The 13,239-nt window shown below is 63.6% G+C and carries 13 protein-coding genes; 9 read left to right on the top strand and 4 right to left on the bottom strand.

The window, feature by feature from the left end; translation table 11 throughout:
• The first annotated feature begins 46 nt into the window (after positions 1-46).
• The 3 genes from EP165_RS02040 to EP165_RS02030 are packed head-to-tail and all read left to right on the top strand — an operon-like array spanning position 47 to position 2,931.
• Positions 47-1,366, top strand: a complete 1,320-nt coding sequence (locus tag EP165_RS02040) for a 3-deoxy-D-manno-octulosonic acid transferase (protein ID WP_127519888.1) — start codon at positions 47-49, stop codon at positions 1,364-1,366.
• A gap of 48 nt (positions 1,367-1,414) precedes the next feature.
• Positions 1,415-2,443 (top strand): tetraacyldisaccharide 4'-kinase, encoded by a 1,029-nt coding sequence (locus EP165_RS02035; protein WP_127519887.1) that lies wholly within the window; start codon positions 1,415-1,417, stop codon positions 2,441-2,443.
• Between the two features lie 35 nt (positions 2,444-2,478).
• The gene (locus EP165_RS02030) at positions 2,479-2,931 is read left to right on the top strand and encodes a hypothetical protein (RefSeq protein ID WP_127519886.1); all 453 of its coding nucleotides are present in this window, start codon (positions 2,479-2,481) and stop codon (positions 2,929-2,931) included.
• 11 nt (positions 2,932-2,942) lie between these two features.
• Here the strand turns inward: EP165_RS02030 and EP165_RS02025 are convergent, their stop codons facing one another.
• Positions 2,943-3,176: a DUF2093 domain-containing protein gene (locus tag EP165_RS02025; RefSeq protein WP_127519885.1), complete on the bottom strand. Its 234-nt coding sequence runs from the start codon at positions 3,174-3,176 to the stop codon at positions 2,943-2,945.
• A gap of 103 nt (positions 3,177-3,279) precedes the next feature.
• On the bottom strand, positions 3,280-5,055 hold the full coding sequence (gene mutL, locus EP165_RS02020) for a DNA mismatch repair endonuclease MutL (protein ID WP_127519884.1): 1,776 nt from the start codon (positions 5,053-5,055) through the stop codon (positions 3,280-3,282).
• A gap of 170 nt (positions 5,056-5,225) precedes the next feature.
• Between mutL and EP165_RS02015 the strand changes: the two genes are divergently transcribed.
• Positions 5,226-6,431, top strand: coding sequence for an acyl-CoA dehydrogenase (locus tag EP165_RS02015; protein WP_127519883.1), 1,206 nt, complete (start codon positions 5,226-5,228; stop codon positions 6,429-6,431).
• A gap of 62 nt (positions 6,432-6,493) precedes the next feature.
• Here EP165_RS02015 and EP165_RS02010 read toward each other — a convergent pair whose 3' ends face one another.
• Positions 6,494-7,477, bottom strand: a complete 984-nt coding sequence (locus EP165_RS02010; protein WP_127519882.1) for an isopenicillin N synthase family dioxygenase — start codon at positions 7,475-7,477, stop codon at positions 6,494-6,496.
• A gap of 126 nt (positions 7,478-7,603) precedes the next feature.
• On the opposite strand from EP165_RS02010, the gene EP165_RS02005 reads away from it, so the two are divergent.
• On the top strand, positions 7,604-8,791 hold the full coding sequence (locus EP165_RS02005; protein WP_127519881.1) for a glycine C-acetyltransferase: 1,188 nt from the start codon (positions 7,604-7,606) through the stop codon (positions 8,789-8,791).
• Positions 8,792-8,840: 49 nt separating this feature from the next.
• Positions 8,841-9,359, top strand: coding sequence for an HPP family protein (locus EP165_RS02000; protein ID WP_245439953.1), 519 nt, complete (start codon positions 8,841-8,843; stop codon positions 9,357-9,359).
• A gap of 10 nt (positions 9,360-9,369) precedes the next feature.
• Here EP165_RS02000 and EP165_RS01995 read toward each other — a convergent pair whose 3' ends face one another.
• A complete protein-coding gene (locus EP165_RS01995) occupies positions 9,370-9,822 on the bottom strand; it encodes a MarR family winged helix-turn-helix transcriptional regulator (RefSeq protein WP_127519880.1) in 453 nt (150 codons plus the stop codon).
• Between the two features lie 87 nt (positions 9,823-9,909).
• On the opposite strand from EP165_RS01995, the gene hmgA reads away from it, so the two are divergent.
• Genes hmgA through EP165_RS01980 form a run of 3 tightly spaced genes read left to right on the top strand, consistent with a single transcriptional unit; the run spans position 9,910 to position 13,237 of the window.
• Entirely contained in the window at positions 9,910-11,226 is a 1,317-nt protein-coding gene (gene hmgA / locus EP165_RS01990; protein ID WP_127520766.1) for a homogentisate 1,2-dioxygenase, read from the top strand.
• Between the two features lie 42 nt (positions 11,227-11,268).
• Complete coding sequence (locus EP165_RS01985) at positions 11,269-12,285, top strand: fumarylacetoacetate hydrolase family protein (RefSeq protein ID WP_127519879.1); 1,017 nt, start codon at positions 11,269-11,271, stop codon at positions 12,283-12,285.
• Position 12,286: 1 nt separating this feature from the next.
• Complete coding sequence (locus EP165_RS01980; RefSeq protein ID WP_127519878.1) at positions 12,287-13,237, top strand: MBL fold metallo-hydrolase; 951 nt, start codon at positions 12,287-12,289, stop codon at positions 13,235-13,237.
• Positions 13,238-13,239 lie beyond the last annotated feature (2 nt).

Genomic DNA, 13,239 nt, shown 5'->3' with positions numbered 1-13,239 from the left:
ACCGGCAGGAGAAACCAGCGACACGAACGTATGGGAGTGCCAGCGGATGAGTGACCGCTGGGCCCGTTCGATTCTGCGCTCTTACGGCTGGGCAGGCGCGGCAGCCTATCCTTTTGTCGGTGGTTACATGGCCTGGCGTGCAAGCCGCGGGGCCGAAGATGGCCCCCGCCGCCAGGAGCGTTATGGCAAGACTGCCGCCAAGCGGCCCCCTGGACCAGTGATCTGGGTACACGCCGTGAACGAAAGCGAGACGCTCGCTGTCTCGGGCCTGATCGGGCGCATTCTTTCGCTCGGGCTCAACATCGTGCTTACGACGGGCACGGTCGGCTCGGCGCGCGTTGCGCGCGAGCGTCTGGCGGATCGGGTGATCCACCAGTATGCGCCGTTGGACATCAAGCCGGCGGTGAGCCGCTTCCTCGATCACTGGCGGCCCGACCTGGCCATCATAGCCGAATCCGAAATCTGGCCGACAACCATCCTGGAACTGGGCGCGCGGCGCGTGCCGATGGTTCTGGTCAACGGGCGCATGTCGGACCGCGCCTATGAGGGTTGGCGCAGGTGGCCGCTGCTGTCCGAGGCGTTGTTTGAGAATTTTTCGCTGGTCTCGGCGCAGTCGGAGCGCGATGCCGAACGGTTCAGTTCCCTGGGCGCACGTCCGGTTCTCGTGTCAGGAAGCCTCAAGACCGACGTCGAGCCGCCGCCGGTCGACGAACTCGAGCTGCGCCGCGTCCTTGGCCAGATCGGCAATCGGAAGCGCTGGGCCGCCCTTTGCACGCACCCGGGCGAGGAGGCGGTCGCTGCCAACGTTCAGAAGTTGCTTGCCGCACGTTTCACTGACGTTCTGACTGTAATCATGCCGCGCGACGCGAGACGCAGCGATGCCATCGAAGCGGAATTGACCGCGCTCGGGCTCAATGTCGCCCGGCGCAGCCGCGGCGACAAGGTTGAGGAAAAGACGCATATCCTGCTTTGCGACCGCGAGGAGACGGGACTGAGCCTGCGGCTGGCCGACATCGTCTTTTACGGCGGCTCGTTGTTCGGCGGGGGCGGTGAAAATCCGATCGATGCCGTTGCGCTGGGCTCTGCCGTTCTGTCCGGCCCGGACCACGCCCGCTGCAACGATATCTATGGGCCGCTGGTCGACAAGGGGGGCGTGCGGCTGATCAAGGAAAAGGAGATGCTTGCCGGGGCGGTGAATTATCTGATGCGCAATGACGATGCGCGTCATCGCATCATCGATTCCGGCACCAAGGCGCTGGAAACGATGCGCGGGGCGCTGGACGTTACCGTACGCGGGCTCGAGCCTTTCATTCACCCGCTGGTCGTGAAGGCCAAGCTGGGAACCGGCGTGGTACACCGGCGGTGATTATTGCGGAAAAGGTGCCAGCCATGCAGGTCGGGGGACACCGCTAGAATGGGAACCAGCGAAACGCCGCCATTCTGGTGGCGCAAGCCCGATTGGCGCGCATTCGCGCTCGCACCCGCAGCCGCCGTCTACGCCAATGCGACACGTATTCGCCTTTCGCGGCCCGCGAAAGCCGTGGTCGACCTGCCGATCCTGCGTGTCGGAGATCTCGCCGTTGCCGTGCCGGGCAAAACGCAGGCGGCGATGGCCTTCGCGCGCTCTGCCATGGCGCTGGGGCACAGGCCGGGCCTGATTTGCCCGGCGCCTTCGGGTTTCGGCTCGCAGCCGCATCTCGTCGACGCCGACCACGACAGCGCCCGCCATGTCGGCGAGGCGGCGATCGAAATGGCCGCGGTTGCTCCCGTGGCAATCGGCGCGGATCGGGCCGCCGCTGCCCGCATGCTGGCGGCCGAGGGGTGTGATTTTCTCGTCGCGGTAGAGGGGCTGAGCGCCTGGCCGCTGCATACGAACTACACCGTGCTCGTGGTCGATGCCGCACGCGGGCTTGGCAATGAACGTGTGATCCCGGCCGGGCCGCTGCGGGGCCGCCTAACCGACCATGTGCGCAGCGCAGACGCCGTGCTGCGCATCGGTTCCGGCCTGGGCGGAAACTCGGCGGTTCGGGCAGCCGCGCGCGCCGCGCGGCCCGTCTACGAAGCGCGTGTGGTCTATGGCAATGGAACGTCTCTCGAAGGCCGGAAGGTCATCGCGTTCTCGTCGATCAAGGATCCGGAGACGTTCTTCCAGGCGCTTGCCGGTTTCGGTGCGGACCTCGTTGCCACTCACCTCCTGGCTGAAGGTCATCTGCCGTTGCCGGACCAGTTCGCCGAAATGGTCTCGGCTGCCGAGCGCCACGACGCCTTGATCGTGACCACGCGCCGGGACATGATCCGTATCGAGGACGCTGACATCATGCCTCCGGGTGCCGGCGGCAGGCTGGCCGCGCTGGACATGAGGGTCGAATTCGAAGTCGAGGAAAATGCGAGGACGGTGATCGACGAAACGATTGCCGGATGGCGGCAGGCCGGAGGAGCCTGACGCCGGCAAGTGCAACTCAGGAAGAGGAGGTCTTGATGAGCCTTGAAACGAATGAGGGCACGGTGAGGACGCCGTGGCATCTGTGGGTCGTGGGCGGCGTATCGCTGTTGTGGAATGCGATGGGAGCTCTCGACTATCTGATGACGCAGACCCGCGCCGACTGGTACATGGCCGAATTCACGCCAGAGCAGCTCGAATATTTCTATAGCTTCCCCGTCTGGGCGGATGCCGGCTGGGCGCTCGGCGTTTGGGGTGCGTTTCTGGGCTCCGTCGCACTGCTGCTGCGGCGCAGCTGGGCTGTGTGGCTTTTTGCGCTATCGATCGTCGGCCTGCTTGTCACGACGCTGTACAATTTCGTGCTGACGAACGGCGCCGAGCTGATGGGCGGCGGTGTCGCCGTATGGGTGTTCAGCGGCCTGATCTGGGTGGTTACGATTGCGCTGTATTTCTATTCCAGGCGCATGGCTTCGACCGGCGTTCTGCGCTGAACGCAATCAGTCTATCTGCCGCGCTTGCGAAGCTGCGGGTCGTGTTCCATCTCGGCCCGCAGTGAAACCTCGGCATCGAGATAGGCTTCCTGCCGCGCCACGCTCCAATAGCGCAGCTCGTCGAGCGGAATGCTCTCGCTGGTCACCGCGCAGCGCACGAATGCGCCAGGCGACACGACCTGAAAGTCACCATCGAGATATCTGATCCGGGCCTCGCGGGCGCCGGGACCTTCAAAGCGGTTCATGGCCTGTCCACACCAGTTTGCGCCGGCACGGGAGTTCCCCAGTCAGCGGCGTTGAGCCGTCACCCGTCTAACCGCCACAGATCGCACTTTGCGTCAAGCGCAGCTAGCGCCGTCCGAAAAGCCGCTCGATGTCGCCGAGCTTGAGTTCGATATAGGTCGGGCGGCCGTGATTGCACGTGCCGGAACCTGGAGTGGCCTCCATTTCGCGCAGCAGCGCGTTCATTTCGTCGGGCTTGAGACGCCGCCCCGAGCGAACCGAACCGTGGCAGGCCATGGTGGCGGCAACCTTGTTGAGCCGTTCGCGCAGGGTCTCGGCGGTGTCGTTGTCGGCGATTTCGTCAGCGAGATCGCGGACCAGCCCAACCACGTCGGTATCGCCCAGCATTGCTGGCGTTTCGCGGACCGCCACCGCGCCCGGCCCGAAACGCTCGAGCCCGAGTCCGAGCCGAGCCAGTAGCTCGGCATGCGCGGCAAGGCGCTCGGCATCTTCTTCGGGCATGTCGATCACTTCGGGGATCAGCAGCATCTGCGCCGCCACAGGCCGGCTTTCGAGTCCGCGTTTGAGTGCTTCATATACGAGCCGTTCATGCGCGGCATGCTGATCGACGATGACGAGCGAATCCGCCGTCTGCGCGACGATGTAGTTTTCGTGAATTTGCGCCCGCGCCGCGCCGAGTGGCGCTTCCTTCAACGCCGCATCGACTTCGGGTTCGGCAACCGGCGCGCTGAGCGTAGGCCCGGCTTCGAACAGTGCCTGCCCGGCCTCCGCGAAACCGCCCGCCGGCGGCGGCGCATAAGGCTGGCGCCATGCGACAGGGCCGGATTTCGGCGCACCCTCGGTCCTGAACGCGTCCATCATCGCGCTCGCCGCCGAGGTCGAAGCGCGAATGCCGCTGGCCGACAGTGTCTGGCGTATCGCGCCGACGATCAGGCCGCGCACCAGCCCGGGATCGCGAAACCTGACATCGGCCTTGGCCGGGTGAACGTTGACGTCGACATCGGCCGGGTCGAGCGTGAAGAACAGCGCTGTGACCGCGTGCCGGTCGCGCGGCAGAATGTCGGCGAAGGCGCCACGCACGGCACCCGCGACCAGCTTGTCGCGGATCGGCCGTCCGTTGACGAAGGCATATTGCTGCTGCGCGGTCGCGCGCGAGTATGACGGGATGGAGATGTAACCGGCGAGACGAACGCCGTCGCGGCAGGCGTCAATCTCAAGTGCGTTGTCGATGAAATCGTCACCCAGTACCTGGGCGATGCGTTTCGGCATGGCGTTGTCGCCGCCTGCCGGTGCCAGCTCGAGTGTCGAGCGGTCTGTGCCGCTGAGCACGAAACGGACGGCGGGAAACGCCATCGCAATGCGTTTCACCACGTCTGTGATGGCCGCGGCCTCGGCGCGCGGGCTTTTCATGAATTTCAGCCTGGCCGGGGTCGCGAAGAAGAGGTCGCGCACCTCGACAGTGGTGCCTCGATTTGTGGCCGCTGGTTTCACGGGCGAGGCGACACCGCCTTCGACACGGATCTCGGAACCCGAATCGGCGTTCGCCGTGCGGCTGCGGATCGACAGTCTGGCCACGGAGCCGATCGAAGGCAGCGCCTCGCCCCGGAAGCCGAGCGTATGAATTTCGTCGATGCCGGCGTCGAGTTTCGAAGTGCAGTGTCGGCCGACCGCGAGCGCCATCTCGTCCGGCGCTATGCCTCCGCCGTCGTCGATGACGCGGATCAGGCCGAGACCGCCGCCCGCAGTCGCTATCTCGATACGCGTCGCCCCCGCGTCGAGCGCGTTCTCGACCAGTTCCTTGACCACGCTCGCCGGACGCTCGACCACCTCGCCGGCGGCGATCTGGTTTATCATCGTATCGGGGAGCTGGCGGATGGGCATGAGGCGACCTTAGGCGGATTCGGCGGGCGATGCAGCGTCAATCCAACGCAGTCTGTGGATCGCCTTATGGATCGATTAAAATGTGGGCGCGCCCGAAACACCGTGATACTAGGGCGCCATCGCACAATGGCAGCTTCTTTGTAAGCCCGAACGAAACCGGGAGAGTCGCAATGAACGAACAAACCAAAATCGCCGGGCTCGGCACTTTTGTCTGGGACGATCCCTTTCTGCTCGAGGATCAGCTGACCGAAGAAGAGCGCATGATCCGCGATGCCGCGGCCGGTTTTGCGCAGGACAGCCTGCTGCCCCGGATCGAGGAAGCCTACCAGCAGGAAAAGACCGACCCGTCGATTTTCGCCGAGATGGGCGCGGCAGGTCTGCTGGGTGTGACGGTGCCGGAAGAGTATGGCGGCGCGGGCGCGGGCTACGTTTCCTACGGTCTCGTTGCACGCGAGGTTGAGCGTGTGGATTCAGGCTATCGCTCCATGATGAGCGTGCAGTCCTCGCTGGTGATGTTCCCGATTCACGCATACGGCTCGGAGGAGCAGCGCAAGAAATATCTGCCGAAGCTCGCGAGCGGCGAGTGGATCGGCTGTTTTGGCCTGACCGAGCCGGATGCCGGCTCCGATCCGGGCGGCATGAAAACCCGCGCCGAGAAGATCGACGGCGGTTACCGGCTGAACGGCTCCAAGATGTGGATCTCGAATTCGCCGATCGCCGACGTGTTCGTGGTGTGGGCGAAGTCGGCCGCGCACGACAATCAGATCAGAGGTTTTGTGCTCGAAAAGGGCATGAAGGGCCTGTCGGCGCCGAAGATCGACGGCAAGCTGTCTTTGCGCGCCTCCATCACCGGCGAGATCGTCATGGAGAATGTCGAGGTTGGCGAGGACGCGCTGCTTCCCAACGTGTCGGGCCTGAAGGGCCCCTTCGGCTGCCTCAACCGTGCCCGCTACGGCATCTCCTGGGGTGCGATGGGAGCGGCCGAGGATTGCTGGCACCGCGCCCGCCAATACGGGCTCGACCGCAAGCAGTTCGGCAAGCCATTGGCCGGCACCCAGCTGTTCCAGAAAAAGCTCGCCGACATGCAGACCGAGATCGTGCTCGGCCTGCAGGGTTCGTTGCGTGTCGGCCGGCTGATGGATGATGGCCGCATGGCGCCTGAGATGATCTCGATCGTCAAGCGCAACAATTGCGGCAAGGCGCTCGACATCGCGCGCGCCGCCCGCGACATGCATGGCGGCAACGGCATCCAGATTGGCTACCACGTCATGCGCCACGCGCAGAACCTGGAAACCGTGAACACCTATGAGGGCACGCATGACGTGCATGCTCTCATCCTGGGACGCGCCCAGACCGGCATCCAGGCGTTTTTCTGATCGTACCTGCAGCGAGGCGGTCCGCCGCCTCGCTTTACACTCGGGCAGGCTGACTCAAGCTGCTACTTGGTCGTGGCCTGGAATTTGCCCATCAGATACGGGCCGGAAAATACCGGCTCGTATTTCGGCGTTTCGCCGTCAGCAACGCATTGGTCGAGCACCGCGATCTCAGCATCCCAGTTCGGCTGGTGGAAGAAGGCGAGCGACTGCCGCCGGTCCATGCCTCCCTGCTCGGGCGGCGGGTTCACCACACGGTGCAGGGTCGAAACCCACCGGTCGTTGGTCCATAGCGCCATCAGGTCGCCGATATTGATCACGAATGCCCCCGGCACCGGCGGCACCGGCGTCCATTCGCCGTCAGGTGTGACGAGTTCGAGGCCACGCGACCCCGCTTGCGGCAGCAGAATGGTCAGGCTGCCGTAATCGGTGTGAGCGCCGGCGCGCAGCTGGCCGGGTTTCGGTACATGCTGCTGCTCGGGATAGTTGAGTGCCCGCAATGCGCTGATCGGCGCATCGATAAAGGGCTCGAAATAGGCGTCCGGCAGCTTCAGCGCAGCCGCGAAAAGCCGCATGATGCGCCGCGCCAGGTCTTCCATCGCTGCATAATAGGCCGTCCATGCCTCGCGAAACCCCGCCGGCGCACCGGGCCAGATGGTTTCGGCATAGCAGAAAGACAGCGCGTCCTTGTCGGTCATGCCCGCGGGCACGGACTGCGGCCCGCCGTTGAAGCTCTCCTTCAGGTCGGGCGGGCTGTCGGCTTCGCGCGACCTTGCCAGCGCCTCGAGTTCCGGCCCGAGATAACCGTAAGGGTAACCGGGGTAGGGCGCGGAGGCCCTTTTCTTTTCGTCCAGCGGCAACGAGAAGAAATCATGCGCCTTCTGCCAAACAGCGTCGATCACCGCCTGCGGCACGCCGTGATTGGCGATGGCCAGAAAGCCGGTGGCGCGGCATATCGCATCCACCTCGGCTGCAAGCCGGTCGCGTTCGGCTCCCTGCGCCTTCTCAAAACGGCCGAGATCGAATACGGGAAACTCTGAGGATGACATTGCTTACCTTTCGCCTGATTCATCGCTGGCGATGGTAGAGTGCCTCCGGCGCGCCGCCAATTGCGAACCGGCACCAGATTGAGCGCGGCTTGCCGAACTGCCACGCGCGCACAAGAGGATGACACAATGGCCACGGCCTTTATCCAGCACCTCGAAGCCGAACTGGACGGCCTGAAAAAGGCCGGACTCTACAAATCCGAGCGTGTGATTACCTCCATGCAGTCGGCCGAAATCGAAACCGGCGGCGAAAAGGTGCTGAACTTTTGTGCCAACAACTATCTCGGCCTGGCCGATAATGCCGAACTGCGCGCAGCCGCCGGCGCAGCGCTTGACCGTTATGGCTACGGCATGGCGTCGGTGCGCTTCATCTGCGGCACTCAGGAAGAGCACAAATGGCTCGAGGAGCGCATTTCGAGCTTTCTCGGCATGGAGGACACGATCCTCTATTCCTCCTGTTTCGACGCCAATGCCGGCCTGTTCGAAACCTTGCTCGGCCCGGAAGATGCCATCATCTCGGACGCGCTCAACCACGCCTCGATCATCGACGGCGTTCGGCTGTCCAAGGCGCGGCGTTACCGCTACGCCAACAATGACATGGCCGATCTGGAGACAAAGCTGAAGGAGGCCGAAGATGCGCGCTTCCGGCTGATCGCGACCGACGGCGTCTTTTCCATGGACGGCATCATCGCCAATCTCGGCGGCGTCTGCGACCTCGCTGAAAAATACGATGCGATGGTCATGGTCGATGACAGCCATGCGGTGGGATTCGTCGGCGCGCATGGCCGCGGGTCGTCCGAGCATTGCGGGGTAGAGGGGCGCGTCGACTTGATCACCGGGACGCTCGGCAAGGCGCTCGGCGGCGCGTCGGGCGGCTATACAAGCGGGCGCAAACAGGTGGTCGACTGGCTGCGCCAGCGCTCAAGGCCCTATCTTTTCTCCAACACGCTGATGCCGGCAATCGCGGCGGCTTCAATCAAAGTGTTCGACATCATCGACGGCGGCGATGCGCTGCGCTCAAAGCTTTATGCCAATGCCGACCGGTTTCGCGCCGCGATGACCAAGGCGGGCTTCACACTGGCCGGCGACGGGCATCCAATCATTCCGGTCATGATCGGCGATGCGGCACTTGCGCAGCAGATGGCCGAAAAGCTGCTCGAGCGCGGCATCTATGTGATCGGTTTTTCCTTCCCCGTCGTGCCGCAGGGTCAGGCGCGTATCAGAACGCAAATGTCGGCCGCGCACTCACCGAGCGATATCGACCGCGCGGTTGACGCATTCACCGCGGTCGGGCGCGAGTTGGGAATTGTTGAATAACGAAGAGGCAGGCGTCCGGTGCGAACCGCAATGTGCTGGCTGACAAACCATGACCCCTGAAACGCATCGCACCGCAAGGGAATATCTGAAGTCGCTGCTTCAAAGGCGCGAAAGGCGGATCAAGTTTTCCGGGATCGTGAAGGGCGGCCTGGGTGCCATCGCCGGTGTTGCGATGGTTGGCGGCTTGGCCAATGTGACCGGGTTGCCGTTGCTTCTGGCGCCCTTCGCCGCGACGAGTGCACTGCTCTTCGGTCAGCCGACAAGCCGTCTCGCTCAGCCCATCAACGTGATGGGCGGCTATCTGATCGCAACAATCGCATGCGACGCGGCATTCCTGCTGTTTCCGCATGCCTGGCTGGCGGCAGCGGTCGCGGTCGGGCTTGCGGTCATCATCATGCGCTGGGCGCGCGTCACCCATCCTCCGGCTTGCGCCATGCCGATTCTTGGCTATGACACGTCATTTCACGGGCTGGAGCTGTTTTTCACGGTGTTTGTCGGCGCGGGTATTCTGGTCGCGCTGGCGCTGGTCATCCACCGGATTCCGCCGCGGCGGCGGTATCCGCTTTAGGCCCGGGCCCCTATCTGGCGGCGATGCTGCCCTGCAGCCGCTCCAGCGCTTCGAGCCCGGACGCCACCGCTTTCCGGTCAGGGTCTGCAAGACCGCCGAGAAGCGCCTCTTCAAAAGCGCGCGCGACCGGAACAAGTTCGCGATAGACGGCGAGCCCGGCTTTTGTCAGCGACAGGTTCTCGACCCGACGGTCGCTGCGATGTGTCTGGCGAACGAGCCAGCGTCGCTGCTCCAGCGATACGACAGCGCGGCTCACCTTGGTTTTGTGCATGGATGAGTGAGCGCCGATATCGGTGGCAGTCATCGTGCCGTGCTGTCCGAGCGTGGCGAGCAGCCGCCATTCCGGACGGGTGAGCCCGTAGCGCTCTTTGTAGACTTGCGAGAATCTGCGGCCAACGGCTTCAGCCAGCCGGTTGAGCCGGTAGGGAAGGAAAGTCTCGAGGTCGAGGGAAACGTCACTCACGGTGTTTGCCCCGTTGATAGTTACAAAAGCGATTGTTACGCCTGCAACAAACTTGTCAATCCGTGGCGTCGGCCTGGGAGGCGAATGATGCAATATTCCTACATGCCGGGTTTCGGCAACGATTTCGAGACCGAAAGCCTGCCTGGGGCCCTTCCTCAGGGGCAGAACAGCCCGCAGAAATGCAATTACGGCCTTTATGCGGAGCAGCTTTCCGGCTCGCCCTTCACCGCCCCGCGCGGCACCAACGAGCGCTCCTGGCTCTACCGCATGCGCCCCAGCGTCCGGCACACAAGGCGCTTTGCCAGCCAGAAACTGGACGGCTGGAAAACCGCGCCGCACATGGTCGATCATGGGCTGCCGCTCGGTCAGTACCGCTGGGATCCGGTGCCGCTGCCGAACGAGAAAACCGGTTTTCTGGCCGGCATGCACACGGTCACCACCGCCGGCGATGCGCTGACCCAGGTCGGCATGGCTACCCATGTCTACGCGTTCAACGAAGACATGGTGGACGACTATTTCTTCAACGCGGACGGCGAGCTGCTCATCGCGCCGCAGCATGGCGGTGTGCGGTTCAAGACCGAGATGGGGGTGATGGAAGTCGTGCCCGGCGAAATTTGCGTTTTGCCGCGCGGCATGATCTTCAAGGTCGAGCTGATGGAGCCCGACAGCGGCGGCGCCCGCGGATATGTCTGCGAGAACTACGGCGCCAAATTCACGTTGCCCGACCGCGGACCGATCGGCGCGAACTGCCTCGCCAACCCGCGCGACTTCAAGACGCCGGCCGCATGGTACGAGGACAAGGAAACGCCGTGCCGGCTGCATGTGAAATGGTGCGGCACATTCCATGTCACCGAGATCGGCCACTCGCCGCTCGACGTTGTGGCGTGGCACGGCAATTACGCGCCTTACAAATACGATCTGGCGACCTTCTCGCCGGTCGGCGCGATCCTGTTCGACCATCCCGACCCGTCGATCTTCACCGTGCTCACCGCCCCGTCGGGCGAAGAGGGAACGGCCAATATCGACTTCGTCATCTTCCCGCCGCGCTGGATGGTAGCCGAACACACCTTCCGGCCGCCCTGGTATCACCGCAACATCATGAGCGAGTTCATGGGCCTCATCAAAGGCCAGTATGACGCCAAGGAAGAAGGATTCGTGCCCGGCGGCATGAGCCTGCACAATATGATGCTGCCCCACGGGCCGGACCTTATGGGCTTTGAAAAAGCCTCCGGAGGCGAACTGAAACCCGTGAAACTCGACGACACGATGGCGTTCATGTTCGAGACCCGCTATCCCCAGCAGGTAACGGAATACGCGGCAACGCTCGAAACACTGCAGGACAACTATGTCGAGTGCTGGGACGGGCTTGAACGCAAATTCGATGGCACGCCGGGCATCAAATGAGTTTAATCAGCAGATAGGCGGCGTACGAAACGGAGGAATTGCTTGAAACTTGCAACGCTGAAGAATGGCCGGCGGGACGGCCGCCTGGTGGTGGTCTCGCGCGACCTGACGCGCTGCACCGATGCATCCTTTCTGGTGCCGACAATGCAGGCGGCACTGGACGGCTGGGCGCGCTTTGCCCCGCATCTGGAAGCACTTGCCGAGAGCCTCGAGCATGGCTCCGTGCCGGTCGAGCGGTTCCACGAACACGACGCGGCGTCGCCGCTGCCGCGCGCATATCAATGGGCGGATGGCTCTGCCTACGTCAATCATGTGGAGCTGGTGCGCAAGGCGCGCGGCGCTGAAATGCCGGAGAGCTTCTGGACCGACCCGCTGATCTATCAGGGCGGCTCGGATGCCTTCATCGGCCCCCGCGATCCGATCGAACTCGGCGACGAGGCCTGGGGTATCGACATGGAGGGCGAGGTTGCCGTCATCGTCGATGACGTACCGATGGGCGCGACGCCGGACGATGCGCGCGCCGCAATCCGGCTTGTCATGCTGGTCAACGACGTATCGTTGCGAGGTCTGATCCCCGGCGAACTCGCCAAGGGCTTCGGCTTCTTCCAGGGCAAGCCGTCCTCGGCCTTTTCGCCGGTAGCGGTGACTCCGGACGAGCTGGGGGAAGCATGGGATGGCGGAAAACTGAGCCTGCCGCTCAATGTCGACCTGAACGGCAAGCCCTTCGGCCGCGCCAATGCCGGCATCGACATGACGTTCGATTTCCCGACCCTGATTGCCCATGCAGCCAAAACGCGGCCTCTGGGCGCCGGTGCGGTCATCGGCTCTGGCACGGTGTCAAACAAGCTCGACGGCGGGCCGGGCAAGCCCGTCGCCGCGGGCGGCGTGGGTTATTCCTGCATCGCCGAAATCCGTACCATTGAAACGATCGAAAACGGCAAGCCGTCCACGCCATTCATGAAGTTCGGCGACACCGTGCGTATCGAGATGAAGGATGGCGACGGCCATTCGATCTTCGGTGCAATCGAGCAGACAGTGAAGAAATACGAGAAGGCCTGACATGACCAAGCAATTTGCCTCGGCTGGCGATCTCGCTGAAAAGAAGGTCTCTTTCACCGAGATCGGCAAGGATCTGTGGGCCTTCACCGCCGAGGGCGATCCCAATACCGGTGTCATTATCGGTGACGATGCGGTGATGATCGTGGACGCACAGGCAACCCCGCGTCTGGCCAACAAGGTGATAGAGAACATCCGCACCGTCACCGACAAGCCGATCAAATATGTGACACTGACGCATTATCACGCGGTGCGTGTGCTCGGGGCGTCGGCCTATGGCGCCTCTGAAATCATCATGTCGGAGAAGGCCCGCTCCATGGTCGTCGAGCGCGGACAGGAGGACTGGGACTCCGAGTTTGGCCGCTTTCCGCGGCTGTTTCAGGGCCACGAATCGATTCCGGGTCTCACCTGGCCGTCCATGACCTTCAACGACCGCATGACGGTCTATCTCGGCAAGCGCCGGGTCGACCTGATGTTCATGGGCCGGGCCCACACGGCCGGCGACATCGTCGCTTTCGTGCCGGACGCAAATGTGATGTTCACCGGTGACATCGTGGAATATCACTCGGCCTGCTATTGCGGCGACGGCCATTTTCACGACTGGCCGGGCACGCTGAACCGTATCAGGGCCTGGGATCTCGACGCGATTGCGCCCGGCCGTGGCGACGCGCTTGTAGGACGCGAGCGCGTCAACGAGGCGCTGGACAACACCGCCGACTTCGTGCGCTCGACCTACCGCCCGGTGGCGCGTGTGGCTCTTGGCGGCGGTTCGCTGAAGGAAGCCTGGGACGCCTGCCGCGCCGAGTGCGATCCGAAATTTGCCGACTACGCAATCTACGAGCACTGCCTGCCCTTCAATGTCGCTCGCGCCTATGATGAGGCGCTGGACATCGATACGCCGCGCATCTGGACCGCGGAACGCGACCGGCAGATGTGGGATGCTTTGCAGGGCTAGCC

The sequence above is a fragment of the Mesorhizobium sp. Z1-4 genome, from assembly GCF_004000235.1.
Taxonomy (GTDB): Bacteria; Pseudomonadota; Alphaproteobacteria; order Rhizobiales; family Rhizobiaceae; genus RCIO01.
This window is presented reverse-complemented; position numbering and strand designations above follow the sequence as displayed.